General features: G+C 56.7%; 22 protein-coding genes. 18 read left to right on the top strand and 4 right to left on the bottom strand.

Translation table 11 applies throughout. The features are described from left to right. Window positions 1-112: 112 nt before the first annotated feature. The 9 genes from rodZ to HV157_RS20730 all read left to right on the top strand — a co-directional run bounded on the left by rodZ (window position 113) and on the right by HV157_RS20730 (window position 10,254). The gene (gene rodZ, locus HV157_RS20690; RefSeq protein WP_138278305.1) at window positions 113-1,129 is read left to right on the top strand and encodes a cytoskeleton protein RodZ; all 1,017 of its coding nucleotides are present in this window, start codon (window positions 113-115) and stop codon (window positions 1,127-1,129) included. Window positions 1,130-1,155: 26 nt separating this feature from the next. Next, window positions 1,156-2,274 carry a flavodoxin-dependent (E)-4-hydroxy-3-methylbut-2-enyl-diphosphate synthase gene (gene ispG, locus HV157_RS20695; protein WP_014171166.1) on the top strand — a complete coding sequence of 373 codons (1,119 nt, stop codon included), beginning with the start codon at window positions 1,156-1,158 and terminating at the stop codon, window positions 2,272-2,274. Between the two features lie 81 nt (window positions 2,275-2,355). After that, window positions 2,356-3,630, top strand: coding sequence for a histidine--tRNA ligase (gene hisS / locus HV157_RS20700; protein ID WP_182268893.1), 1,275 nt, complete (start codon window positions 2,356-2,358; stop codon window positions 3,628-3,630). A gap of 13 nt (window positions 3,631-3,643) precedes the next feature. After that, window positions 3,644-4,264: a YfgM family protein gene (locus HV157_RS20705; RefSeq protein WP_182268894.1), complete on the top strand. Its 621-nt coding sequence runs from the start codon at window positions 3,644-3,646 to the stop codon at window positions 4,262-4,264. Between the two features lie 10 nt (window positions 4,265-4,274). Further along, the gene (gene bamB, locus HV157_RS20710) at window positions 4,275-5,453 is read left to right on the top strand and encodes an outer membrane protein assembly factor BamB (protein ID WP_014171163.1); all 1,179 of its coding nucleotides are present in this window, start codon (window positions 4,275-4,277) and stop codon (window positions 5,451-5,453) included. 112 nt (window positions 5,454-5,565) lie between these two features. Then, the gene (gene der, locus HV157_RS20715; RefSeq protein WP_020883033.1) at window positions 5,566-7,038 is read left to right on the top strand and encodes a ribosome biogenesis GTPase Der; all 1,473 of its coding nucleotides are present in this window, start codon (window positions 5,566-5,568) and stop codon (window positions 7,036-7,038) included. 300 nt (window positions 7,039-7,338) lie between these two features. Beyond that, window positions 7,339-8,880: a peptide MFS transporter gene (locus HV157_RS20720; protein WP_047356613.1), complete on the top strand. Its 1,542-nt coding sequence runs from the start codon at window positions 7,339-7,341 to the stop codon at window positions 8,878-8,880. A gap of 65 nt (window positions 8,881-8,945) precedes the next feature. Next, the gene (locus HV157_RS20725; RefSeq protein ID WP_182268895.1) at window positions 8,946-9,980 is read left to right on the top strand and encodes an oxidoreductase; all 1,035 of its coding nucleotides are present in this window, start codon (window positions 8,946-8,948) and stop codon (window positions 9,978-9,980) included. A 52-nt stretch (window positions 9,981-10,032) separates the two neighbouring features. Then, complete coding sequence (locus HV157_RS20730; protein WP_025203470.1) at window positions 10,033-10,254, top strand: zinc ribbon domain-containing protein; 222 nt, start codon at window positions 10,033-10,035, stop codon at window positions 10,252-10,254. On the opposite strand, the gene HV157_RS20735 is transcribed toward HV157_RS20730, so the two are convergent. The 3 genes from HV157_RS20735 to xseA form a co-directional block, all read right to left on the bottom strand. Next, on the bottom strand, window positions 10,251-10,601 hold the full coding sequence (locus tag HV157_RS20735; protein ID WP_032678683.1) for a protealysin inhibitor emfourin: 351 nt from the start codon (window positions 10,599-10,601) through the stop codon (window positions 10,251-10,253). The two genes, HV157_RS20730 and HV157_RS20735, sit on opposite strands and share 4 nt — an antisense overlap. Then, the gene (locus HV157_RS20740; protein WP_134180124.1) at window positions 10,602-11,621 is read right to left on the bottom strand and encodes a M4 family metallopeptidase; all 1,020 of its coding nucleotides are present in this window, start codon (window positions 11,619-11,621) and stop codon (window positions 10,602-10,604) included. It lies immediately after the preceding gene. A 72-nt stretch (window positions 11,622-11,693) separates the two neighbouring features. Next, window positions 11,694-13,067 (bottom strand): exodeoxyribonuclease VII large subunit, encoded by a 1,374-nt coding sequence (xseA, locus tag HV157_RS20745; protein WP_182268896.1) that lies wholly within the window; start codon window positions 13,065-13,067, stop codon window positions 11,694-11,696. 162 nt (window positions 13,068-13,229) lie between these two features. On the opposite strand from xseA, the gene guaB reads away from it, so the two are divergent. Both guaB and guaA read left to right on the top strand, forming a co-directional pair. Then, window positions 13,230-14,696 (top strand): IMP dehydrogenase, encoded by a 1,467-nt coding sequence (guaB, locus tag HV157_RS20750; protein WP_020883040.1) that lies wholly within the window; start codon window positions 13,230-13,232, stop codon window positions 14,694-14,696. 67 nt (window positions 14,697-14,763) lie between these two features. Next, window positions 14,764-16,341, top strand: coding sequence for a glutamine-hydrolyzing GMP synthase (gene guaA / locus HV157_RS20755; protein ID WP_014171154.1), 1,578 nt, complete (start codon window positions 14,764-14,766; stop codon window positions 16,339-16,341). Between the two features lie 58 nt (window positions 16,342-16,399). On the opposite strand, the gene HV157_RS20760 is transcribed toward guaA, so the two are convergent. Further along, window positions 16,400-17,230 carry a MurR/RpiR family transcriptional regulator gene (locus tag HV157_RS20760; protein WP_160890409.1) on the bottom strand — a complete coding sequence of 277 codons (831 nt, stop codon included), beginning with the start codon at window positions 17,228-17,230 and terminating at the stop codon, window positions 16,400-16,402. 278 nt (window positions 17,231-17,508) lie between these two features. On the opposite strand from HV157_RS20760, the gene HV157_RS20765 reads away from it, so the two are divergent. The 7 genes from HV157_RS20765 (at window position 17,509) to HV157_RS20795 (ending at window position 26,983) form a co-directional block, all read left to right on the top strand. After that, window positions 17,509-19,014, top strand: a complete 1,506-nt coding sequence (locus tag HV157_RS20765) for a CoA-acylating methylmalonate-semialdehyde dehydrogenase (RefSeq protein WP_014171152.1) — start codon at window positions 17,509-17,511, stop codon at window positions 19,012-19,014. An 11-nt stretch (window positions 19,015-19,025) separates the two neighbouring features. Next, window positions 19,026-20,951 (top strand): 3D-(3,5/4)-trihydroxycyclohexane-1,2-dione acylhydrolase (decyclizing), encoded by a 1,926-nt coding sequence (iolD, locus tag HV157_RS20770; protein WP_182268897.1) that lies wholly within the window; start codon window positions 19,026-19,028, stop codon window positions 20,949-20,951. 300 nt (window positions 20,952-21,251) lie between these two features. Beyond that, window positions 21,252-22,238, top strand: a complete 987-nt coding sequence (gene iolG, locus HV157_RS20775) for an inositol 2-dehydrogenase (protein ID WP_025203474.1) — start codon at window positions 21,252-21,254, stop codon at window positions 22,236-22,238. 31 nt (window positions 22,239-22,269) lie between these two features. Next, the gene (locus HV157_RS20780) at window positions 22,270-23,199 is read left to right on the top strand and encodes a sugar ABC transporter substrate-binding protein (RefSeq protein ID WP_020883045.1); all 930 of its coding nucleotides are present in this window, start codon (window positions 22,270-22,272) and stop codon (window positions 23,197-23,199) included. Between the two features lie 54 nt (window positions 23,200-23,253). Continuing rightward, complete coding sequence (locus tag HV157_RS20785) at window positions 23,254-24,801, top strand: sugar ABC transporter ATP-binding protein (RefSeq protein WP_182268898.1); 1,548 nt, start codon at window positions 23,254-23,256, stop codon at window positions 24,799-24,801. An 11-nt stretch (window positions 24,802-24,812) separates the two neighbouring features. After that, the gene (locus HV157_RS20790; RefSeq protein ID WP_014171147.1) at window positions 24,813-25,841 is read left to right on the top strand and encodes an ABC transporter permease; all 1,029 of its coding nucleotides are present in this window, start codon (window positions 24,813-24,815) and stop codon (window positions 25,839-25,841) included. Window positions 25,842-25,849: 8 nt separating this feature from the next. After that, on the top strand, window positions 25,850-26,983 hold the full coding sequence (locus tag HV157_RS20795) for a Gfo/Idh/MocA family oxidoreductase (RefSeq protein ID WP_020883047.1): 1,134 nt from the start codon (window positions 25,850-25,852) through the stop codon (window positions 26,981-26,983). Window positions 26,984-26,986: the final 3 nt, after the last annotated feature.

Below are 26,986 nucleotides of genomic sequence, written 5' to 3' on the forward strand. Positions count from 1 at the left end.
AGTCTTATACTGTCTGTTCAAGGTTAACTGATCAGAACTTTCGCGGTGCGGGTGGCATTGTGACTTACCGGCACCTGAACCCTTTTTTTTCACGTACCAGTAGTTGTAGCGAATGAATACTGAAGCCACTCACGACCAACATGAAGCACTCTCCACTGGCGTTCGTCTTCGCAACGCCCGTGAACAACTCGGACTCAGCCAGCAAGCCGTTGCAGAACGCTTATGTCTGAAGGTTTCCACGGTTCGCGATATTGAAGAAGATAAGGCTCCGGCCGATCTGGCTTCAACATTTCTGCGTGGTTACATCCGCTCTTATGCAAAACTGGTGCATATCCCTGAAGAAGAATTACTGCCAATGATGGAGAAGCAGGCACCGGTCCGCGCAGCAAAAGTTGCGCCGATGCAGACCTTCTCCCTGGGAAAACGTCGTAAAAAACGTGATGGCTGGCTGATGAGCTTTACCTGGCTGGTGCTGTTTGTGGTGATCGGCCTGACGGGCGCATGGTGGTGGCAAAACCACAAGGCGCAGCAGGAAGAGATCACCACCATGGCCGATCAATCCTCCGCCGAGCTCAATCAGTCCGGAAATGACAACGCTCAGAGCGTGCCGCTGAATACCGACGGTGCTGCCACCTCCAGCGAGCCGCAGACTGCCGCGACCGATGCGCCTGCAACCGATGCCGGGCAGGCACCCGCCGCAACGGCTAATACCCCTGCGCCTCAGGCTCAGGATCCAAACGCGGTGGTTGCCCCTTCTCAGGCAAACGTGGATACCGCGACCAACGCGCCAGCGGCCACTCAGCCTGCGGACAACGGTGCTGCGTCACTGCCAACCAACCCGGCCGGAACGGCTGCGCCGGCGGCGGACCCAAATGCGCTGGTGATGAACTTCTCTGCTGACTGCTGGCTGGAAGTGACCGATGCAACAGGTAAAAAACTGTTCAGCGGTCTGCAGCGTAAAGATGGCACGTTAAACCTAACCGGCCAGGCACCGTATAAACTTAAAATCGGCGCTCCGGCAGCAGTACAGATCCAGTATCAAGGAAAACCTGTCGACCTGAGCCGCTTTATCAGAACTAACCAGGTTGCGCGTCTTACCGTTAATGCCGAACAATCAGCAGCACAGTAACAGACGGGCAACGCGGGAGATTTTTCATGCATAACCAGGCTCCGATTCAACGTAGAAAATCGAAACGGATTTACGTTGGTAATGTGCCAATCGGCGATGGGGCTCCTATCGCCGTCCAGTCGATGACCAACACGCGCACCACAGACGTGGAAGCGACGGTCAATCAGATCAAAGCGTTAGAGCGTGTAGGCGCGGACATTGTTCGCGTCTCCGTGCCGACAATGGATGCCGCTGAGGCGTTCAAACTGATCAAACAGCAGGTCAGCGTTCCGCTGGTTGCTGATATCCACTTCGATTACCGCATTGCGCTGAAAGTTGCTGAATATGGCGTCGACTGCCTGCGTATTAACCCGGGCAACATCGGTAACGAAGAGCGTATCCGCATGGTGGTGGATTGCGCCCGCGATAAAAATATTCCTATCCGTATCGGCGTCAACGCCGGTTCCCTGGAAAAAGATCTGCAGGAAAAATACGGTGAGCCAACGCCGCAGGCGCTGCTTGAATCCGCGATGCGTCACGTTGATCATCTTGATCGTCTGAACTTCGATCAGTTCAAAGTCAGCGTAAAAGCCTCAGATGTGTTCCTGGCAGTAGAGTCTTATCGCCTGCTGGCAAAACAGATCGATCAGCCTTTGCACCTCGGGATTACGGAAGCCGGTGGCCTTCGTAGCGGTTCCGTTAAATCGGCGATCGGTCTGGGACTGCTGCTCTCGGAAGGGATCGGTGACACCCTGCGCGTTTCGCTGGCGGCCGATCCGGTAGAAGAGATCAAAGTCGGTTTCGATATCCTCAAATCACTGCGTATCCGCGCACGTGGGATCAACTTCATTGCCTGCCCAACCTGTTCACGTCAGGAGTTTGACGTGATTGGCACGGTGAATGCGCTTGAGCAACGTCTGGAAGATATCATCACCCCGATGGACGTCTCCATCATCGGGTGCGTGGTGAACGGTCCGGGTGAAGCCCTGGTGTCAACGCTCGGCGTCACCGGCGGTAACAAGAAAAGTGGTCTCTATGAAGATGGCGTGCGTAAAGATCGTCTGGATAATAGTGACATGATCGACCAGCTTGAAGCCCGCATCCGTGCCAAAGCAACAATGATGGATGAAGCGCAGCGCATCAGCATTCAGCAGGTTGAAAAATAACGTGATGGGAAGCGTGGCGCTTCCCATGTATGATTGAACCCATTCTTTGGGTTCTTTTTTGTATATAGAAAGAGAATAAACGTGGCAAAAAACATTCAAGCCATCCGCGGCATGAACGATTATCTGCCTTGCGAAACCGCCATCTGGCAGCGCATTGAAGGCACACTCAAACAGGTGCTCGGCAGCTACGGTTACAGCGAAATCCGTTTGCCGATTGTAGAGCAGACCCCGTTATTCAAACGCGCGATCGGCGAAGTGACCGACGTGGTTGAAAAAGAGATGTACACCTTTGAGGACCGCAACGGCGACAGCCTGACACTGCGTCCGGAAGGTACGGCGGGCTGCGTACGCGCCGGCATCGAACATGGTCTCCTGTACAATCAGGAGCAGCGCCTGTGGTATATCGGCCCGATGTTCCGCCACGAACGTCCACAGAAAGGTCGTTATCGCCAGTTCAACCAGCTGGGTGTGGAAGTCTTTGGCCTGCAGGGCCCGGACATTGACGCCGAACTGATTATGTTGACTGCCCGCTGGTGGCGTGCGCTCGGCATTGCTGAGCATGTCTCACTGGAACTGAACTCCATCGGTTCTCTGGAAGCACGCGCGAACTACCGTGACGCACTGGTTGCGTTCCTGGAGCAGCACAAAGAGAAGCTGGACGAAGACTGCAAACGTCGTATGTACAGCAACCCACTGCGCGTGCTTGATTCCAAAAACCCTGACGTACAGGCGCTGTTGAACGATGCACCTGCATTGGGCGACTACCTGGACGAAGCGTCACGTGAGCACTTTGCGGGTCTGTGCAAACTGCTGGAAGCCGCGGGCATTGCTTATACCGTGAACCAGCGTCTGGTGCGCGGTCTGGACTACTACAACCGCACCGTGTTCGAGTGGGTGACATCCAGCCTCGGTTCCCAGGGCACCGTGTGTGCCGGCGGTCGTTATGACGGTCTGGTTGAGCAGCTTGGTGGTCGTCCAGCCCCTGGCGTTGGCTTCGCCATGGGTCTTGAGCGACTTGTTTTGCTGGTTCAGGCAGTTAATCCGGAATTTAAAGCAGATTCCGTTGTCGATATATACCTGGTAGCCTCAGGCGCGGAAACGCAGCCTGCGGCAATGCAGCTTGCGGAACGTGTGCGTGATGCACTGCCGGACGTGAAGCTGATGACCAACCATGGCGGCGGCAACTTCAAAAAACAGTTTGCTCGTGCCGATAAATGGGGCGCAAGTATTGCACTGGTGCTGGGCGAGTCCGAAGTGGCTAACGGCGAAGTGGTTGTGAAAGACCTGCGCTCTGGTGAGCAGACAACGGTAACGCAGGACGGCGTTGCGGCGCACTTGCGCACTCTATTGGGCTAAGGAGAAGGACTGCGTGGAAATTTACGAGAACGAACACGATCAGGTCGACGCGATTAAACGCTTCTTTGTCGAAAACGACAAGGCGCTGGTTGTTGGGGTTATTTTAGGTGTCGGTGCGCTGGTAGGCTGGCGTTACTGGAACAGTCATCAGGCGGACTCCGCGCGTGACGCGTCGCTGTCGTATGAAAATACCGTTAGCGCAATCCGTGCCGATCAGCCGCAAACGCTGACGGCGGCAGAGAAATTTGCCGCTGACAACAAAAACACCTACGGTGCGCTGGCCGCACTGGAAGTGGCGCAGCAGTACGTTGATAAGAACGAACTGGATAAAGCCGCTAGCCTGCTGTCACAAGGGCTAACCGCCGCCAGTGATGAAAATCTGAAAGCGGTAATCAATCTGCGCCTGGCTCGTATTCAGGTTCAGCAGAAAAAAGCTGACGATGCGCTGAAAACGCTCGATACCATCAAAGGCGAAGGTTTTGCTGCCATTGTTGCCGATCTGCGCGGTGAAGCACTGCTGAGCAAAGGTGACAAAGCGGGCGCGCGTAAAGCGTGGCAAGCTGGCGTAGAGAGCAAAGCTTCACCTGCGCTGAGCGAAATGATGCAGATGAAAATAAATAATTTGTCCGTCTGAGAGGGACCCGATGCAATTGCGTAAATTACTTCTGCCAGGACTGCTTTCTGTTACGTTATTGAGTGGCTGTTCACTGTTCAGTGGCGAAGAAGACGTTGTGAAAATGTCCCCACTGCCGACTGTTGAAAACCAGTTTACCCCGTCCACCGCGTGGAGCACCTCCGTGGGCGATGGTATTGGTGATTTTTATTCCAACCTGCACCCGGCTTTTGCCGACAGCGTTATCTATGCGGCTGACCGCAAAGGTACCGTGAAGGCGGTTAATGCCGATGACGGGAAAGAAGTGTGGTCGGTTAACCTGGCGGAAAAAGACGGCTGGTTCTCTCGTAAACCGGCACTGCTTTCTGGCGGTCTGACCGTTGCCGGTGGGCATGTGTACGTGGGTAGCGAAAAAGCCCAGGTCTATGCTCTCAACACCAGCGATGGTTCTGTTGCATGGCAAACCTCCGTGGCCGGTGAGTCTCTGTCTCGTCCGGTCGTGAGCGACGGCATGGTACTGATCCACACCAGCAACGGCCAGCTGCAGGCGCTGAACGAAGCCGATGGTCTGGTGAAATGGACCGTGAACCTGGATATGCCTTCCTTGTCCCTGCGCGGTGAATCTGCGCCGGCTACCGCCTTTGGTGCTGCCATTGTTGGCGGTGACAACGGTCGTGTAAGCGCGGTACTGATGCAGCAAGGCCAGATGATCTGGCAGCAGCGTATTTCCCAGGCGACAGGCTCAACGGAAATCGATCGTCTGAGCGATGTCGACACGACCCCGGTTATCGTAGACGGTGTGGTTTACGCACTGGCCTATAACGGTAACCTGACCGCGCTGGATCTGCGCAGCGGCCAGGTCATGTGGAAACGTGAACTGGGCTCGGTAAATGATTTCGTGGTTGATGGCAACCGTATCTATATGGTCGATCAGAACGACCGTCTGCTGGCGCTCAGCACCGAAGGTGGTGTTACGCTGTGGACGCAAAGCGATCTGCTGCACCGTCTGCTGACCGCACCAGCACTGTATAACGGTAGCCTGGTGGTGGGTGATAGCGAAGGGTATATGCACTGGATTGACCCGGACAACGGTCGTTTTGTTGCTCAGCAAAAAGTCGACAGCTCAGGTTTCCTGACGGAACCGGTCGTGGCTGACGGCAAACTGCTGATTCAGGCAAAAGACGGCACGCTGTACGCGATCACGCGTTAATTACCCAGCGGTTGTAGTATACTAAACGGCTCCTGTTCACTCAGGAGCCGTTTTGACATTTTTAAAAACGCCGCAAATGCGACGTTTATTTGAATTTTATGAGGCTTCAAACATGGTACCTGTGGTCGCGCTTGTCGGGCGCCCTAACGTTGGAAAATCCACTCTTTTTAACCGTTTAACACGCACCCGTGATGCGCTGGTTGCGGATTTCCCGGGGCTGACGCGTGACCGTAAGTACGGTCGTGCAGAAGTAGAAGGACGCGAGTTCATCTGTATTGATACCGGTGGTATTGACGGGACAGAAGATGGTGTTGAAACCCGTATGGCGGAACAGTCGCTGCTGGCGATTGAAGAAGCTGACGTGGTTCTGTTTATGGTGGACGCTCGCGCAGGCCTGATGCCGGCGGACTCCGCTATTGCGAAACATCTGCGCTCGCGTGAAAAACCCACTTTCCTGGTGGCGAACAAAACTGACGGTATTGATGCAGACCAGGCGGTTGCGGATTTCTGGTCCTTAGGTCTGGGCGAAATCTACCCGATCGCGGCATCTCATGGCCGTGGCGTGACCAGCCTGCTGGAAACCGTTCTGCTGCCGTGGGTTGATGAAGTTAACCCGCCGGAAGAGATCGATGAAGATGCCGAATATTGGGCGCAGTTCGAAGACGGCGAAGCGGGCGAGGAAGAGCCTGAAGACGACTTCAACCCGCAGGATCTGCCGATCAAACTGGCTATCGTGGGCCGTCCAAACGTAGGTAAGTCTACACTTACTAACCGTATCCTCGGCGAAGAGCGTGTGGTCGTTTACGACATGCCGGGCACCACCCGCGACAGTATTTATATCCCGATGCAGCGCGATGAGCGTGAGTATGTGCTCATTGATACCGCAGGCGTACGTAAGCGCGGGAAAATCACCGATGTGGTGGAAAAATTCTCCGTTATCAAAACCCTGCAGGCGATTGAAGATGCCAACGTGGTCATGCTGGTCATCGATGCGCGTGAAGGTATCTCCGATCAGGACCTTTCTCTGCTCGGCTTCATTCTGAATAGTGGGCGCTCACTCGTTATCGTGGTCAACAAATGGGATGGCCTGAGTAATGAGGTGAGAGAGCAGGTGAAAGAGACGCTCGACTTCCGTCTGGGCTTTATCGACTTTGCTCGTGTGCACTTTATCTCTGCGTTACACGGCAGCGGTGTAGGTAATCTGTTTGAGTCCGTGCGTGAAGCGTACGACAGCTCCACCCGTCGTCAGAGCACCGCCATGCTGACCCGTATCATGAACATGGCAGCAGAAGACCATCAGCCGCCGCTGGTGCGTGGTCGTCGCGTGAAGCTGAAATATGCTCACGCCGGTGGTTATAACCCACCAATCGTGGTGATTCACGGCAACCAGGTTAAAGACCTGCCGGATTCCTACAAGCGCTATCTGATGAACTACTTCCGTAAATCACTGGACGTAATGGGCACGCCAATCCGCATCCAGTTCAAGGAAGGGGAGAACCCGTTCGCCAACAAGCGCAATACCCTGACGCCAAACCAGATGCGTAAGCGTAAGCGTTTGATTAAGCACATTAAGAAAAGCAAATAAGCTTTGCCGTTCTTTCTGAAGCCCGCGTTAATCGCGGGCTTTTTTTCGCCCGCTCATACCGCCAGTCCACTCTGTGTGATGTCAATCACTATTCACTTTTAACCAAGTTTAAATCTAAGAAAGTAGACAATCATCGAATTTTCATCTTAAAGTCCAGGGTCCGGTACTAGACAAAACTAGCGACTGGTTATCAAATGGTTAACTAACTTTTCGCCGCATGTAAAAAATCGGTCAGATACGTAACTGGCCGGCGTACATGCTGGTGTTTACAAGCACGACACATACCTTCCTGGGAGAATTATGCAATCCTCTGTTAATCAAAAAGAAAGCCGAACGTTCTTCGGCCACCCTTATCCGCTCGGTTCGCTGTTCTTTACCGAGATGTGGGAACGTTTCTCGTTTTACGGCATTCGCCCATTATTGATCCTGTTTATGGCCGCCACCGTGTATGACGGCGGGATGGGGCTGGCACGTGAAAACGCGTCGGCAATTGTGGGCATCTTTGCCGGCACCATGTACCTGGCCGCACTGCCGGGTGGCTGGCTGGCGGATAACTGGCTCGGCCAGCAGAAAGCCGTCTGGTACGGATCTATCCTGATTGCGCTCGGCCACCTGTCGATTGCGCTTTCGGCCATCATGGGCGATAACCTGTTCTTTATCGGCCTGATGTTCATCGTGCTCGGTTCTGGTCTGTTTAAGACCTGTATCTCGGTCATGGTGGGGACGCTGTACAAAAAAGGCGATGCGCGTCGTGACGGTGGTTTCTCGCTGTTCTACATGGGCATCAACATGGGCTCGTTTATCGCGCCGTTGATTTCCGGCTGGCTGATTAAATCTCACGGCTGGCACTGGGGCTTCGGCATTGGTGGCATCGGGATGCTGGTTGCCCTGATCATCTTCCGCGTGTTTGCCGTTCCGGCAATGAAACGCTATGACAGCGAAGTGGGGCTGGACTCGACCTGGAACAGCCCGGTGGTGAAAAGAAACGGCGTGGGCGCATGGTTGCTGGCGCTGGCTGTGGGTGTGGCGGTTATCGTTACGCTGATCGCGCAGGGTGTGATTGTGATTAACCCGGTTGCGGTAGCCAGCGTGCTGGTTTACGTGATTGCGGCGTCCGTTGCCCTCTACTTTATCTACCTGTTCCTTTTTGCGGGCCTGAATCGTAAAGAGCGTGCCAGACTTCTGGTCTGTTTTATTCTGCTGGTCTCCGCCGCGTTCTTCTGGTCCGCCTTCGAGCAGAAGCCAACGTCATTCAACCTCTTTGCCAACGACTACACTAACCGCATGATCGGTGATTTCGAAATCCCGGCAGTATGGTTCCAGTCGATTAACGCCCTGTTCATCATCCTGCTGGCACCGGTATTCAGCTGGGCCTGGCCGAAACTTGCCAGCATGAACATTCGTCCGAGCAGTATCACCAAGTTTGTTATTGGTATTTTGTGTGCCGCCGCAGGCTTTGGTCTGATGATGCTGGCTGCGCAGAACGTACTGAATAACGGTGGCGCGGGCGTGTCGCCATTCTGGCTGGTGGGGAGCATTTTGATGCTGACGCTGGGGGAACTGTGCCTGAGCCCGATTGGTCTGGCGACCATGACGCTGCTGGCACCGGAAAGAATGCGTGGGCAGATGATGGGCCTGTGGTTCTGCGCAAGTGCGCTGGGCAACCTGGCGGCAGGTCTGATTGGCGGTCACGTGAAGGCCGACCAGCTGGATATGCTGCCGGATCTCTTCGCACGTTGCTCCATCGCGCTGCTGATTTGTGCCGCGGTGCTGATCGTCCTCATTGTTCCGGTACGTCGCATGCTGGAAAATGCGCAGACTAAACCGGCCACTAACGCCTGATAACGCCTTGCTCGTCAATACCGGGGCAGGCGTTTGCCCCGGTAATTTACTCGACGAGGTAGAAGATGCTGTTAGGGTTTGTTGGGCTTGGCGCGGTGGTGGAAACCGCTTATTTACCCGCACTACACAATCTGTATGGCGATTCACTGCACTGCCTGGGTTTTGATGTTCAGCCTGGCAGGTACCCTGAAGGCGTAACGCGCTGCGCCTCTCTCACCGAACTTCTCTCGCATCCTCTTGATACCCTGTTTATTACCACGGTTTCTCTGCAGCATCTTGAGGTGCTGGAGTACGCCCTGGCGTCTCCTGTGGCGCGGATCGTGGTTGAAAAACCCATCGTCGCCACGCTCTCGCAGCTCGAAAAACTGAACAGACTGCTGGCGTTGCCCGGTGCGGCGTCCCGTGTGCTCGCACTTGACCACTGGATGGCGCGCCTCGCAACGGTTCAGCTTGGGCTGATCGGGACTTTTGCTGATATCGCCAGAATTGACGGTTTTTTGCAGGAACCGAGCGGGTTTAACGCAAAAGGAGAACCTGTCGCGCTTAACTTCGCGACGGGTGAAGTGGACACTCGCACGCTTCGCCATCCTGACGGCGTTATCCTGGACATCGGCACGCATGTGCTGGCGATGCTGCGTGAAACGGTGCGTTATCTGGGGGGCGGGGATGATATGACGCTGCAGGTGGTGGCCGCTACTGACCGGCTTGGGCGTGAGATCAAACAGGGCGATCTCACCACGGCAGAGGGCAGCGCTCATCTTCGCGGGCAGCTTAGTGGCATTCCGGTGGAGATTTGGCTCAACAAATATGCGGGACCGTCAGGCGGGCAAAAAGGGTTACGGCTGTATCTGCATGACGGGCGCGTCATAAGCCACGATCGTCTCGGAGCAGAAGATGTGCTCGTGCTGACGGACGGCGATCGGGTTCAGCGCTGGCATATTCCAGGAACGATTTATATGCACTGCCTGGCAGAGCGCATTCTGGGGCAGAAAAGTCTGTTCGAATGTGACCCGGAAGAAGTGAGCCGGACGACACGCCGTCGAATGGCGGAAGTAGAACTGCTGCTGACCTTACACCAACAGCTGCGTGGCCCCCACTGAGTGCTGCGTGTTAATATCAACGTATTACAGAATGCCCAGCAAAGGAGTCATCATGTCGATTACCTGCCCGGATTGCCACGCAGAGCTTGAAGTGCAAAATGGCGTCGCCCACTGTGAGCACTGCGATAAGGATATCGCGCTCGAAGCCCGCTGCCCGGAGTGTCATCAGCCACTCCAGGTCTTAAAAGCCTGCGGTGCGGTGGATTATTTCTGCCAGAACGGCCACGGCCTGATTTCGAAAAAGCGCGTGGAGTTTGTCCCGGCTGAAGCTTAATCACACACGCAGCCTTCGCCTTTCTGCCACAGCTCGACCAGCGACTCAGGGGCTTCCTGCTCAGGCACCAGCACAATCATATCGGTGTACTGGGCCTGATTATGCTGAGTCCAGATTATCTGGATGCGAAAATAACGCTGATCGCCACTCCCCGGCGAGGTGGGTTCACCCGGCGGCTGGCCGCGTGGAAATGCCTGCTCCAGGATGTTTACCACGCGCTGACGCTGGGCCTCATTGAGTGACGAAAGCGTAATGGTGCGTTGGCCGCTTAGCTTAGGGATAAAAGCGACGCCGCCTTCCCGGGCCAGCTCAACGACGGCGTCATCTGTGAGTTCCGGAACCTGCATTTACAGCACTCCCACCTGTTCCCAGGCTTGTTTTATCGCAGCTGCCACGTCACCACCGGACCGTTTCTCGCCGTGGGCAACCGTCAGTTTTGCGAAGGCCTCAAAATCGGCATCTTGCGCCAGGTGACGGTCGCAAACTGTGTCGTACCAGGCATATCCCGCTTTTTCCCAGGCATGACCCCCAATCGCCTTCGCGGCCAGATAAAACGCCCGGTTGGGAATACCTGAATTCAGGTGTACGCCGCCGTTGTCTTCGCGCGTTTTGATAAAGTCTTTCATGTGCCCAGGCTGCGGGTCTTTACCGAGCAGAGGATCGTCATAGGCGGTGCCGGGCGCTGACATGGAGCGCAGCCCTTTGCCGTTAATACCGTCTGCCAGAAGCCCCTCACCAATCAGCCAGTCGGCTTCATCGGCGGTCTGTTTGAGATGGTACTGTTTGACCAGCGAGCCAAACACATCTGACAATGATTCATTCAGTGCGCCAGACTGCTCAAAATAGATAAGCCCGGCTTCGGTCTCGGTGACACCGTGGCTTAGCTCGTGGGCCACGACGTCAATGGCAATGGTAAAGCGGTTAAATATTTCGCCGTCGCCATCACCAAAGACCATCTGCTGACCATTCCAGAAGGCGTTCTGATATTCCCGGCCATAGTGCACGGTACCGGTCAGGATCAGGCCTTTATTATCAAGCGAATCGCGCTGATACATTTTCCAGAAGAAATCATGGGTGACCCCCAAATAATTGTAGGCTTCATCAACGACCACATCGCCATTTGACGGCTGGCCCTCATAACGCACCTGGGTACCCGGCAGCTCCTGCGTCTGTCTGGCGTCGTAAATATCACGCTCCAGTTGACCGGCTTTATTGACGTGCGGCGCGGCGGGTTTGCCCGGCATATGCGCCATGAGCGTTTGCACATGCGTTAACGTCTGACGGGCGCAGCGCTGCTGCGGCTCAGAACCACTTTCGATAATGCGACGAAGAATATAGGGGGGAATGACGCTGTGAAGATAAGACATGCTGCTCTCCTTAGTTCGGGCAAGGCCAGATAAAAGGGAATAGCAGCAGTATAGTTTGTAACCGACGAAGAATTATCCGGTTTTTCGCTGGCGTGTTTTTTTCACCGGTTTAATCTCTTTCACTTCGCTCTCAACCCAGCCGTCTGACAGACGGGTGGTGAGAACATCTCCGGCTTTCACCTGCTTCGTTTGCTTCAGCACTTTACCGTCGGTGGCGGTCGTTACGCTATAGCCTCGTGCCAGCGTCGAGAGCGGGCTGACCGCCTCGAGGTGGGTCACCACGTTGCCAAAGCGTTCACGTGCGGTGCTAAGACGTGCGCGGATAGTGTCTGCCAGTCGATACTCAAGCTGTTGGATACGCGTTTGCGCGCGATAAATCTTCGGCTGTGGGTTCTGCTGGTTCAGGCGCTGAGTAATACGCTGCTGGCGCGAGACCGCGCGCTTGAGCTGAATATCCAGTGCGACGTTCATTCGCTGACGCAGACGCTCCAGCACGGTTTGCTGACGGGCCAGCCGCAATTGCGGGTGCTGCTGTTGCAGGCGATGATGAAGCTGGGTAAACCGGCGCGTCCGATTGGCCAGGAAATAGTCCATCGCCATTTCCAGACGTTGCTGACCATTCTGCAGCTGACGCAGCAGCTCCAGCTGATTGCGGCTCACCACTTCCGCGGCTGCGGAGGGCGTTGGCGCGCGTAAATCCGCCACAAAATCAGCTATCGTTACGTCCGTTTCGTGGCCGACGGCGCTGACGACCGGGATCTGGCTTGCGAAAATGGCCCGTGCCACACGTTCGTCGTTAAAGCTCCACAGGTCTTCCAGCGAACCGCCGCCACGCCCGACAATCAGCACGTCGCATTCCTGACGTGCGTTTGCAAGTTCAATGGCGCGGACAATCTGACCCGGTGCGTCATCACCCTGAACAGCGGTCGGGTAGATGATAACGGGCAGGGACGGGTCGCGGCGTTTGAGGACATGAAGAATATCGTGCAGTGCCGCCCCGGTTTTTGACGTAATCACCCCAACGCAGTGGGCAGGTGAGGGGAGCGGTTTTTTGAACTGCTGATCGAACAGACCCTCTTGCGAGAGTTTGTCTTTTAGCTGCTCGTACTTCTGCTGCAACACACCTTCGCCCGCAGGCTGCATACTTTCGACGATGATTTGGTAATCGCCGCGCGGCTCATACAGGGTGATATTGGCGCGAACCAGAACCTGCTGACCATGCTGAGGGCGAAACGTCACGCGGCGGTTGCTGTTGCGGAACATTGCACAGCGCACCTGAGCGGTGTCGTCTTTTAACGTGAAGTACCAGTGACCAGATGAAGGCTGCGTGAAGTTAGAGATTTCACCGCTGATCCAGACCTGCCCCATTTCCTGCTCAAGCAGCAAACGAACCGTCTGATTAAGGCGGCTGACAGTAAAAATTGAGGGGGATTGAGTGGATAACATGTGAGCGGGATCAAATTCTAAATCAGCAAGTTATTCAGTCGATAGTAACCTGCTGAGAGGGGAGTGCAAGGTTTTTTTATAAAAAAGTGTGGATGCAATCGGTTACGCTCTGTATAATGCCACGGCAATATTTAACCACCCACCAGGTCAGAGATATTGCCCATGCTACGTATCGCTAAAGAAGCACTGACGTTTGACGACGTCCTCCTCGTTCCCGCTCATTCCACCGTTCTGCCGAATACTGCCGATCTCAGCACGCAGTTGACGAAAACGATTCGCCTGAACATTCCTATGCTCTCTGCGGCAATGGACACCGTGACTGAAGCGCGCCTGGCTATCGCCCTGGCACAGGAAGGTGGCATCGGCTTTATTCATAAAAACATGTCTATCGAGCGTCAGGCTGAAGAAGTTCGCCGCGTGAAGAAACATGAATCCGGCATCGTGTCTGACCCACAGACCGTTCTGCCAACCACCACCCTGCACGAAGTGAAAGCCCTGACCGAACGTAACGGTTTCGCCGGTTACCCGGTTGTCACCGAAGATAACGAACTGGTGGGCATCATCACCGGCCGTGACGTGCGTTTCGTGACTGACCTGAACCAGCCTGTCAGCGTATACATGACCCCGAAAGAGCGTCTGGTAACCGTCCGTGAAGGCGAAACCCGTGACGTCGTGCTGGCTAAAATGCACGAGAAGCGCGTTGAGAAAGCACTGGTTGTGGACGCGAACTTCCACCTGCTGGGCATGATCACCGTTAAAGATTTCCAGAAAGCAGAACGTAAACCTAACGCCTGTAAAGACGAGCATGGCCGTCTGCGCGTAGGTGCTGCCGTTGGCGCGGGTGCAGGTAACGAAGAGCGTGTTGACGCGCTGGTGGCTGCGGGTGTTGACGTACTGCTGATTGACTCCTCTCACGGCCACTCCGAAGGCGTTCTGCAACGTATTCGTGAAACCCGTGCGAAATACCCAGACCTGCAGATCATCGGCGGTAACGTTGCAACGGGCGCAGGCGCTCGCGCACTGGCTGAAGCAGGCTGCAGCGCGGTGAAAGTCGGTATCGGTCCTGGCTCTATTTGTACCACCCGTATCGTGACTGGCGTAGGCGTTCCGCAGATCACCGCGGTATCCGACGCGGTTGAAGCGCTGGAAGGCACCGGTATTCCGGTTATCGCTGACGGCGGTATCCGCTTCTCTGGCGACATCGCGAAAGCGATCGCTGCAGGTGCTGCAGCCGTCATGGTTGGCTCCATGCTGGCCGGTACTGAAGAATCCCCGGGCGAAATTGAACTCTACCAGGGCCGTTCTTACAAATCATACCGTGGTATGGGCTCCCTGGGCGCGATGTCCAAAGGCTCTTCCGACCGTTACTTCCAGAGCGATAACGCCGCTGACAAACTGGTACCGGAAGGTATCGAAGGCCGCGTTGCCTATAAAGGCCGCCTGAAAGAGATCATTCACCAGCAGATGGGCGGCCTGCGCTCCTGTATGGGTCTGACCGGCTGTGGTACCATCGACCTGCTGCGTACTAAAGCGGAATTCGTACGCATCAGCGGTGCGGGTATCCAGGAGAGCCACGTTCACGACGTGACGATCACCAAAGAGTCCCCGAACTACCGTCTGGGCTCCTGATAAATTTCCGCGCCCGGCTCATGCCGGGCGCTCTGTATTTGTTTCACTTGCCTCGGAATTAGCGTCAATGACGGAAAACATTCATAAACATCGCATTCTCATCCTGGACTTTGGTTCTCAGTACACTCAACTGGTGGCGCGTCGCGTGCGTGAACTGGGCGTTTACTGTGAACTGTGGGCATGGGATGTCACGGAAGCACAGATTCGCGAATTCAATCCAAGCGGCATCATCCTGTCCGGCGGCCCGGAAAGCACCACCGAAGAGAACAGCCCACGCGCACCGCAGTACGTGTTTGAAGCGGGCGTGCCGGTATTCGGCGTTTGCTACGGTATGCAGACCATGGCCATGCAGTTGGGCGGCCACGTAGAAGGGTCTAACGAGCGTGAGTTTGGCTACGCGCAGGTTGAAGTCGTCACCGACAGCGCGCTGGTTCGCGGTATCGAAGATTCCCTGACCGCAGACGGCAAACCGCTGCTGGACGTGTGGATGAGCCACGGCGACAAAGTCACCGCCATCCCGTCTGACTTTGTGACCGTTGCCAGCACCGATAACTGCCCGTTTGCGATTATGGCGAACGAAGAAAAACGCTTCTACGGTGTGCAGTTCCACCCGGAAGTGACCCACACCCGTCAGGGTATGCGCATGCTGGAACGCTTCGTGCGTGATATCTGCCAGTGTGAAGCACTGTGGACGCCAGCAAAAATAATCGACGACGCCGTTGAGCGTATCCGCCAGCAGGTTGGCAATGACAAAGTGATCCTCGGCCTGTCCGGCGGTGTTGACTCCTCTGTCACCGCGATGCTGCTGCACCGCGCAATCGGCAAAAACCTGACCTGTGTATTCGTGGACAACGGTCTGCTGCGTCTGAACGAAGCGCAGCAGGTTATGGATATGTTCGGCGACCACTTCGGTCTGAACATCATTCACGTGGAAGGCGAGAAGCGCTTCCTCGACGCGCTGGCCGGCGAGAACGATCCGGAAGCGAAACGTAAAATCATCGGTCGCGTCTTCGTTGAAGTGTTCGATGAAGAAGCGCTGAAGCTGGAAGACGTTAAATGGCTGGCGCAGGGCACCATTTACCCTGACGTGATTGAATCTGCGGCTTCCGCAACCGGTAAAGCACACGTCATCAAATCTCACCACAACGTGGGCGGCCTGCCGAAAGAGATGAAGATGGGCCTGGTTGAACCGCTGCGTGAGCTGTTCAAAGATGAAGTACGTAAGATCGGCCTGGAACTGGGTCTGCCGTACGACATGCTCTACCGTCACCCGTTCCCGGGTCCAGGTCTGGGCGTGCGTGTGCTGGGCGAAGTGAAGAAAGAGTACTGCGACCTGCTGCGTCGCGCGGACGCTATCTTCATTGAAGAGCTGCACAAAGCTGACCTGTACAACAAAGTGAGCCAGGCGTTCACCGTGTTCCTGCCGGTGCGCTCTGTCGGCGTGATGGGCGATGGCCGTAAGTACGACTGGGTTGTTTCCCTGCGTGCGGTAGAAACCATCGACTTCATGACCGCGCACTGGGCGCACCTGCCGTACGACTTCCTGGGCCGCGTCTCTAACCGCATTATCAACGAAGTGAACGGTATCTCCCGCGTGGTGTATGACATCAGCGGTAAGCCACCGGCTACGATTGAGTGGGAATGATTTTCCCCTGATATCACCCCAAACCCTCTGCTTGCGCAGGGGGTTTTTTTATTCTCCGTTACTTCCCTTCGCCCAGCCGATATGCCAGCGCTACCACCAGCGACTGTACGAGGCACAGCGTCGCCGACTGCGAGCGAAACGCGTCAACCTGCGCCTCTTTCACCACAAAACAGAGATCGCTGAAGGTGGCCAGCGGGCTTATCTGGCTGTCGGTGATCACAATCTGCCGTGCGCCGACGCTGGCGGCGGTTTCGCTGACCATCACCGTCTCTTCCGCATACGGCGAGAAGCTGATCGATACCACGATGTCCTGCGCCTTGATGCGGTTGATCTGCTCACGCAGCATCCCCCCCATTCCGTCGAGCAGAATAGGGCGGCACTCCAGGTGGCTCAGGGCGTAGGTCAGATAGGCGGCGACGCTAAACGAGCGGCGTAACCCGGCGATATAGATTGTGTCGGCTTCGGCCAGCAACTGCACGGCGCGCTCCAGCATCTCCGGCTCGGCGCGGGCGGCCAGCTGCTGGAGGGCCTGCGCATTTGAACGGGCGAACTCCTGAAGGATATCGAGCGGGGTTTCCGGGACGGCCTGACTTTCCATTTCGCGAAACAGCCGGGCGCGGTCACTGTAGCTGGCGGTCTCTTCCACCAGGTTCATGCGAAACAGCTGTTTCATCTCGTTGAAACCGGTGAAGTCAAAAGCATTGGCAAAACGGATCAGCGTTGACGGCGGCACATCGGCACGCTCGGCAATGACGGCGACCGTATCAAAGGCCACGCTGTTGGTATTATCCAGCACATAGCGGGAGACCTGCTGCAGCCTCTTGCTCAGGCTATCGTAGCGATCGCGGATTTGCTGCTGCAGCTCATTCAGGCTGGTTGCTGTGGTCATTTTACCCCCTATGCATAGTTTTATGATTCTAAACGCAAAACCGCGTCTTTTAAATGCCGGCCGTCCATCTGGCCTCAAAAATGAAACAGAAGCTTCACGCTTTTCAACGCATGAAATGCCTTAATAGCGCAGGCTGCACCGGCGATGGTGGCTGTTAACATAAAAATCCATCCTTGATCACAATAATCATCATTTATTTTATTTCAACTTAAAATGGAATATTTGTTTCATATATAGTGTTCAGGTAACAGTCACGTATCAACAGCGAGAGGTTAAGGATGGAGACGGTAGCGAATTTTATTCACGGCGAGTGTGTCACCGGTTCAGGCCAGCGCGTTCAGGCAATCTTCAACCCGGCCACCGGAGAGCAGATCCGCCAGGTGGTGATGAGTACGGCACAGGAAACCGAACAGGCGATTGCCGCAGCACAGCAGGCTTTTCCTGGCTGGGCGCGTCATTCTCCACTTAAACGCGCACGCGTGATGTTCCGCTTCAAAGCGCTGCTGGAAGAGAACATGGAGCGCCTGGCCCGCATCATCAGCGAAGAGCATGGCAAAGTCTTCTCCGACGCGGTGGGCGAGCTGACCCGCGGCCTGGAAGTGGTGGAGTTTGCCTGCGGCATCCCGCATCTGCAAAAAGGTGAGCACTCCGCTAACGTCGGCACCGGTGTCGACAGCCACTCGTTGATGCAGCCGCTCGGCGTATGTGCCGGGATCACGCCGTTTAATTTCCCGGCAATGGTGCCGATGTGGATGTTCCCGATTGCGCTGGCCACCGGCAACACATTCGTGCTGAAGCCGTCGGAAAAAGATCCCTCTCTGGCGCTCGCGCTGGCAAAACTGCTGAAAGACGCCGGCCTGCCAGACGGCGTGTTTAACGTGGTGCAGGGCGATAAAGAGTCGGTTGACGTGCTGCTGACTGACCCACGCGTGCAGGCTGTGAGCTTTGTCGGTTCAACGCCGATCGCCCAATACATTTACGAGACCGCCTCCGCCCACGGTAAACGCTGTCAGGCGCTGGGCGGGGCAAAAAACCACTGCATCTTAATGCCGGATGCCGATATGGATATGGCGACGAACGCGATTATGGGCGCTGCCTTCGGCGCGGCGGGAGAACGTTGCATGGCACTGTCGGTGGTGCTGGCGGTGGGGGATAACACCGCTGATGAACTCTGTTCCCGGCTGGAAAAACAGATTGCCGCGCTGCGCGTCGGGCCGGGTCTGGACCAGACGCCCGAGAACGAAATGGGGCCGCTTATCTCCTCGGCACACCGTAACAAAGTGCTGGGCTATATCGACAGCGGGGAAACTCAGGGAGCCCGCCTGCGCGTGGATGGCCGTGGGTTCAGCGTGAAAGGCCACGAGCAGGGCTATTTTGTCGGACCAACGCTGTTCGATAACGTCACGCCGGAGATGACCATCTATAAAGAAGAGATTTTCGGGCCGGTACTTTCTGTGGTGCGTGTTGCAGATTACAGCAGCGCGGTGGACCTGATTAACCGGCATGAATATGGTAATGGCTCGGCAATATTTACCCGTGACGGTGGCTGCGCGCGCCGCTTCTGCGAAGAGGTGCAGGCGGGGATGGTTGGGGTGAACGTGCCGATCCCGGTGCCGATGGCGTTCCACAGTTTTGGTGGCTGGAAGCGTTCGATCTTTGGTGCGCTGAATGTCCACGGCAACGACGGCGTGCGTTTCTACACCCGAATGAAAACCATCACCGCACGCTGGCCGGAAATGCAGCAGGAGACTGGCGCTGCGTTCTCCATGCCGACGCTGGGCTGACAGGAGGTTTTATGCAAACCGAACGTATGACCATGGCTCAGGCCCTGGTCAGATTCCTTAATCAACAGTATGTCTCCATTGATGGGCACGAAACGCCCTTCGTGGAGGGCGTGGCGACCATTTTTGGTCACGGTAACGTGCTGGGTATAGGCCAGGCACTGGAGCAGGATCCTGGCCACCTGCAGGTGATGCAGGGGTGTAACGAACAGGGCATCGCCCATATGGCGACCGGATTCGCCAAACAGCATCGCCGTCGGCGCATTTTTGCCGTCACCTCATCCGTCGGGCCCGGCGCGGCGAATATGGTGACGGCCGCGGCGACCGCCACCGCGAACCGCATTCCGCTCCTGCTGTTACCGGGGGATATCTATGCCAGCCGCCAGCCCGATCCGGTTTTGCAGCAAATCGAGCAGTACCACGATCTCAGTATCAGCACCAACGACTGCTTCCGTCCCGTTTCACGCTACTGGGACCGCATTAACCGTCCGGAACAGTTAATGAGCGCGATGTTAAATGCGATGCGAACGCTTACTGACCCCGCAGCGACGGGGGCTGTGACCATTTGCCTGCCGCAGGACGTACAGGGCGAAGCCTGGGATTATCCCCTGAGCTTCTTTGCGCGTCGCGTGCATCACATTGAACGCCGTCCGCCTGATCCCCAGCGTCTGGCCCAGGCACAGGCGTTGATTGCCCGTAAACGCCGTCCGCTGGTGGTGTGTGGCGGGGGCGTGCGTTATTCCGGCGCGCATGAGGCATTTCGGGAATTTGTCGAGACGCTGCAACTGCCGTTTGCCGAAACCCAGGCCGGAAAGGGGGCGCTGGTAAGCGATCACCCCCTTAATCTGGGAGGGATCGGTGTGACGGGCGGAATGGCCGCTAACCAGCTTGCACCCAGGGCGGATTTGGTGATTGGCATCGGCACGCGCCTGACGGACTTTACCACCGGCTCCAAAGCGCTCTTTTCCCATCCGGACGTCGAGTTCCTGCTTTTAAACGTCGCCGAGTTTGATGCCGTGAAACTGGATGCCACGGCGCTGATTGCCGATGCGCAAACCGGGCTACACGCTTTAACGCAGGCGCTCCCGGCGTACCGAAGCCACTGGGGAGAGGAGATCGCTCAGGCGAAATCTGCCTGGCATGCGGAGTGCCAGCGCTTATGGGGCCGTCAGTGGCATCCCGACGATGCGCCTGAAGTGGCAGGGCACCTTGATGCGCAGCTGGCGGAATACGGTGAGGCGCTCAACACCCGCCTGACCCAGACGCGGGTGCTGGGGCTTATCAATCAACATATCGAAGATAACGCCATCGTCGTGGGTGCGGCCGGATCGCTGCCCGGGGATTTACAGCGCCTCTGGCAGGTGAAGACGCCGGACAGTTATCACCTGGAGTACGGCTACTCCTGCATGGGGTATGAGATTGCGGCGGCGATAGGCGCGAAGCTTGCCAGCCCGCATCAGCCAGTTTATGCCATGGTGGGGGATGGCTCCTACATGATGCTGCACTCCGAGTTACAAACCGCGGTGCAGGAGGGGATCAACGTCACCGTCCTGCTGTTTGATAACGCCAGCTTCGGCTGCATTAATAACCTGCAGATGGGGCATGGGATAGGGAGCTTCGGTACGGAAAACCGTCATCGAAATCCAGATTCAGGCCGGCTTGACGGACCGCTGGTGAAAGTCAATTTCGCCCAGAACGCGGAAAGCTACGGCTGTCGCGCGTGGCGGGTCCACGACGAGCAGAGTCTGCTGGCGGCGCTGGCGGCGTCGCGGGCGCATCCTGGCCCAACGCTGCTGGATATCAAAGTGCTGCCGAAAACCATGACCCATGATTACGCGTCATGGTGGCGAACCGGTGATGCGCAGGTCGCGGGATCGTCTGCGGTGCGCAAAGCCGCCGAGCAAACTCAGGCGCAGGTGAAAAAAGCACGCCAGTATTAAGTTTTCCCGCCGTAACGAAATTTTCATTTCATTTTCCCCTCACCCTAACCCTCTCCCCAAAGGGGAGAGGGGATGGTGTGGTGCACTCTTTTCTCCCTCGCCCCTTTGGGGAGAGGGCAGGGGTGAGGGGCTAGTAGCACCTTCTTCCATGTTGTGAGATTGATAACAAAATTTATCTCAATCATCTCAAAAGTGTTAACCCGCACTCAAAAATATAATTTTCACTATTTATAAAAATGAAATAAATGTTTTATTTAAGGGGTCGTTAGTTCACAGCATTCACCAACACCGGGAGCCGTTATGTTTAACATTGCTTTACTGGGCGCTGGCCGAATTGGCCAGGTACATGCAGCTAACATCGCCAGCCACAGTGAGACCACGCTCTGGTCTGTGGTCGACCCGAATCAGGAATTTGCCACCCGCCTCGCCACGCAATATCAGGCTCGTCTGCAGAGCCTGGAGGACGCGATGAGCGACCCAAACGTTCATGCCGTGCTGATCGCGTCTGCGACGGACACCCACGCGGATCTGATTGAGATGGCCGCCCGCCACGGCAAAGCGATCTTCTGTGAAAAGCCGGTACACCTGGATCTTGCCCGCGTGCGCGACTGCCTGAAAGTGGTTAACGAGTACAACGTACCGCTGTTTATCGGTTTTAACCGCCGCTTTGACCCGCAGTTTCGCCGGGTCAAAACCGAGGTGCAGGCCGGGCGGATCGGTAAGCCCGAATCGCTGCTGATTATCTCCCGCGACCCGTCCCCGCCACCGGCGCAATATGTGCGCGTTTCCGGCGGTATGTTCCGCGACATGACCATTCACGATTTTGATATGGCGCGCTTCATCATGGGCGAAGAGCCGGTGTCGGTGTATGCCCAGGGCAGCAATCTGGTGGATCCGGCGATTGGCGAGGCGGGGGATATTGATACCGCGTTTATCGTACTGAAGTATGCCTCCGGCGCGATGGCGACCATCGTCAACAGCCGCCGCTCTTCTTACGGCTACGACCAGCGCCTGGAGCTGCACGGCTCAGAAGGCCTGCTGTGCGCGGGCAATATTCTTGAAAATCAGGTGCAGCACTACGGCAAACAGGGCTGCACCGGCGCGCTGCCGGAACACTTCTTCCTGCAGCGCTACAAATCCGCTTACGCCGCGGAATGGGAACACTTTGTTGCGGTGCTGCGCGGCGAAGCGACGCCTGACTGTAGCGGCGATGATGGTGAACGTGCGCTGTACCTGGCGGATAAAGCGCTGGAATCCCTGCGTAGCCAGCGTGAGATCGTCCTCTAAACACAACAACCCTACACAGAGAGACATAATAATGAAAAAACTGATCTTAGCCGCCCTCATCGCCATGACCGCCGGGGCAGCAATGGCCGAAAACGAGCAAATAGTTTTCAGTACACCAAACCTGGCGATGCCGTTTGAAGTTCACATGCAGCGTACTGCGGTAAAAGCCGCAAAAGAGATGGGCGTAAAGCTTCAGGTACTGGACGGGCAAGGCAGCTCGCCGAAACAGGTCGCTGACCTGGAAAACGCCATCACCCGTGGTGCGCAGGGGTTCATCGTCTCCCCGAATGACGTCAATGCCGTCTCCAGCGCGGTGGATGAAATTCAGGATGCGAATCTGCCCGTTGTGACGCTTGACCGCTCCGTCGACAGCCAGAAGAAGGTGCCGCATTTTGGTGCCAACAACTACAAAGGCGGCCAGGCGATTGGCGACTTCGTTAAAAGCAAATTCCCCAACGGGGCAGACATTATTCTGCTCACCGGCCAGCCAGGTTCCTCCTCCAACATTGAACGTACCAAAGGGATCCGCGACAGCCTGAAGGCGGGCGGGGACAAGTACAAGATCGTTGCCGATCAGACCGGCAACTGGATGCGTTCTGAAGGGATGCGCATTGTGGAAAGCGTTCTGCCGTCACTGCCGAAACGCCCACAGGTGATCCTCTCCGCCAATGACGACATGGCACTGGGCGCAATTGAAGCGCTGCAGGGCCAGGGCGTGAAGCCTGGCGAAATTCTGGTGACCGGATTTGACGCGGTCCCTGAGGCGCTGGCGCGCGTGCGCGACGGCTGGCTGGCGGTCACGGCGGATCAACGCCCGGGCTTCGCGGTACAAACGGCGATGAGCCAGCTGGTGGCCAACGTGCGTGAGAAGAAAGCCATCACCGGCGCGGACTACCCGCCAACGCTTATCACCAAAGAAAATCTGCAGCAGGCTGAGCGCATCAGTGAGGCCGGTAACTGATTTATCCGGAGCCGCCGCGCAGGTGGCGGCTCACTATTAAGGAGGAGCAGACCGATGTCGCAACCCTTACTGAAAGTGGCCGACCTGGCAAAAAGCTTTTCTGGCGTCTGGGCGCTGAGCAGCGCACAGCTCACCGTCGGTGCCGGGGAGATCCACGCGCTGCTGGGTGAAAACGGAGCGGGGAAATCCACGCTGCTGAAAGCCCTGGCGGGCGCACAGCCGCAAACGCGCGGGGATATCTGGTTCAACGGCGACACGCTGCCGGTGGACGATTCACCGGTTGAGCGGCAGAACAAGGGCATTATCACTATCTATCAGGAATTTAACCTGCTGCCCAATATGACCGTCGCGGAAAACATGTTTCTCGGGCGCGAGCCGCGTAAACGTAACCTGATTGTCGACGAAAAAGCGGTGAATCAGGAGGCGCAGGTGATCCTCGATTATCTGCAGCTGAACGTTGCGCCAACCACGCCTGTCGCCCGTCTGAGCGTAGCCCAGCAGCAGATGGTCGAGATTGCCCGGGCGCTAACGCTGAACGCCAGGCTGATCATCATGGATGAACCCTCCGCGGCGCTGAGCGACAGCGAGGTGGAAAGCCTGCACCGCGTGGTGCGCGAGCTGAAAAACCGGGGGGTGAGCATTATTTACGTTACCCACCGACTGCACGAAGTTTTCCAGCTTTGCGATCGCTTTACCGTTTTCCAGGACGGCCGTTTCACCGGCAGTGGCGCCGTGGCGCAAACCAATGTCGAGCAGCTGATCCGTCTGATGGTGGGGCGTGACGTGGCCTTTAATCGTCGTCCCGCCAGCGAAACCCATCATGAAAACAAGCCGGTCCGCCTGGCAGTAAAAGGGCTGAGCCGCGAAAAACCGCCGCTGGATCCGCACGGCATTGCCCTGCATGACATTAGCTTCCATGTCCACGCCGGAGAAGTACTGGGCATTGCCGGCCTGGTGGGGGCAGGGCGTACCGAAGTGGCGCGCTGCCTGTTCGGGGCGGATGCCTTTACCTCGGGCAGCTTTGAACTGGACGGCGTCCCGTATCAACCGCGCGACCCGATGTACGCCCTTGAGCAGGGCATCGCGCTGGTCCCGGAAGATCGCAAGAAAGAGGGGGCGGTGCTGGGGTTATCGATTCGCGACAACCTGTCGCTCTCCAGTCTTTCTTCTCTGATGCAGTGGCGCTGGTTTGTGAATACCCGCAAAGAGGACGATCTGATTGAGTCCTACCGCAAGGCGCTGCAGATCAAAATGGTCAACAGCGCGCAGGAGGTGCGCAAGCTCTCCGGCGGTAACCAGCAGAAAGTTATCCTGGCGCGCTGCATGGCGCTGAACCCTCGGGTGCTGATTGTCGATGAGCCGACGCGCGGTATCGACGTGGGCACCAAGTCGGAAGTGCACCAGGTGCTGTTTGATATGGCCAAACAGGGCGTGGCGGTGATCGTGATCTCCTCCGATCTGCCTGAAGTGATGGCGGTATCCGATCGGATCATCACGCTCAGTGAAGGCCGGGTGACCGGTGAGATCCACGGCGACGACGCTAACGAAGAGCGGCTGATGACGATGATGGCCATCAACCACAACGCCCTCAACGCGGCATAACGGAGTTTTCCATGACGCAGATGATTTCTAAAACGCAGGTTCCGGTGAAACGCAGCGGACGCCTCGATCCCATCGCCTTCTTCGAGCGCTTCGGGGTACTGATTTTCATGATCCTGCTGCTGATTTTCTTTCAGTCGCAGAACAGCAATTTTTTCTCTGAACGCAATATTTTCAACATCCTGACCGAGGTGTCCATCTACGGGATCATGGCCGTGGGGATGACCTTCGTCATTTTGACTGCCGGTATCGATCTTTCTGTCGGCTCCATCCTGGCGGTCTGCGCCATGACCGCCGCATACGTGATTAAGGGCGACAACTTCACCACCGTTGATCCGAACGCCTGGGGCGGCATGAGCTGGCTGATTGGGCTGGGGATTTGTCTGGCGATGGGCACGGCGATTGGCTTCCTGCACGGCCTGGGCGTAACCCGACTGCGCCTGCCGCCGTTTATCGTCACGCTCGGCGGGATGACCATCTGGCGTGGCCTGACGCTGGTGATTAACGACGGCGCGCCCATTGCAGGTTTCGACCCGGGTTACCGCTGGTGGGGACGCGGGGAGCTGCTTGGCATCTCCATTCCAATCTGGATTTTCGCCATCGTGGCGCTTGGCGGGTATCTGGCGCTGCATAAAACCCGCTGGGGACGCTTCGTCTATGCCATCGGCGGTAACCCGGAGGCAGCGCGCCTGGCGGGGGTCAACGTGAAGCGCGTGCTGGTGAGTGTCTATGTGCTGATTGGCTGTCTGGCGGGACTGGCGGGCTTCATTCTCAGCGCTCGTCTTGGCAGTGCGGAAGCGGTCGCCGGGATCTCCTTTGAACTGCGCGTTATCGCCTCGGTGGTCATCGGCGGCACCTCGCTGATGGGCGGCTACGGGCGCATTGGCGGCACCATTATCGGCTCCATCATCATGGGCATTCTGATAAACGGCCTGGTGCTGATGAACGTCTCGGCCTATTACCAGCAAATAATCACCGGATTAATTATCGTTCTGGCGGTGGCATTCGACACCTATGCCAAGAGCCGTCGCGGCGCATTGTGAGGATCAGGATGAAAGAGGTTCGTATTGGATTGATTGGCACCGGGTATATCGGCAAGGCGCATGCCATCGCCTATGCCCAGGCGCCGACGGTATTTACCCTGCGCGGCAAACTGGTGCGCGAGATGGTGGCGGAAGTGACACCCGCGCTGGCGGCAGAGCGGGCGCAGGCCTTTGGCTTCAACCGCTCAACCGGCGACTGGCGGGCACTGGTGGCTGACCCGGCGATTGATGTCGTGGATATATGCTCGCCCAACCATCTGCATAAAGAGATGGCGCTGGAGGCCATTCGCCACGGTAAGCATGTCTACTCGGAAAAGCCGCTGGCGCTGAATGCCCATGACGCACGTGAAATGGTGGACGCCGCGAAGCGGGCAGGGGTGAAAACGCTGGTGGGTTTTAACTACATGAAAAACCCGACGGCACAACTGGCGAAAGAGATCATCGCCCGCGGCGAGATTGGCGAGGTGATCCACTTCTACGGTACCCACAACGAAGATTATATGGCCGACCCGCTTTCTCCCATTCACTGGCACTGTTTTAAAGAGACCGCCGGGCTGGGTGCACTGGGGGACCTGGCGGCGCATATCGTCAACATGGCGCAGTATCTGGTCGGGGACATTCAGCAGGTCTGCGGTGATTTAAAAATTGTTGTGCCTGAGCGCCCGGCGCAGGCCGGTTCGTCGCAAAACGTTGCGGTTGAAAACGAAGATCAGGCGCACGCGATGGTCCGTTTCGCCGGCGGAGCACAAGGGGTGATTGAAACGTCCCGCGTCGCCTGCGGGCGCAAGATGGGACTGTCGTATGTGATAACCGGCACCAAAGGGGCCATCAGTTTTACCCAGGAGCGGATGGCGGAACTGAAGCTCTATCTGCATGACGACCCGGTAAACCGCCAGGGATTCCGCACGCTGCTTGTGGGTCCGTCACATCCGGACTATGGCGCGTTTTGCATGGGGGCGGGCCATGGTATCGGCTTTAACGATCAAAAAACGGTGGAAGTACGCGACCTGGTCGACGGTATTGCCGCTGATGTGCCGATGTGGCCGGACTTTGAAGAGGGCTGGAAGGTTTCGCGGGTGCTGGACGCCATCGCACTCTCGCACCAGGAAGGCCGCTGGCTGAACGTGAACGATATTGTCTGATGA

Source organism: Enterobacter sp. RHBSTW-00318 (assembly GCF_014101375.1).
Lineage (GTDB): Bacteria > Pseudomonadota > Gammaproteobacteria > Enterobacterales > Enterobacteriaceae > Enterobacter > Enterobacter ludwigii.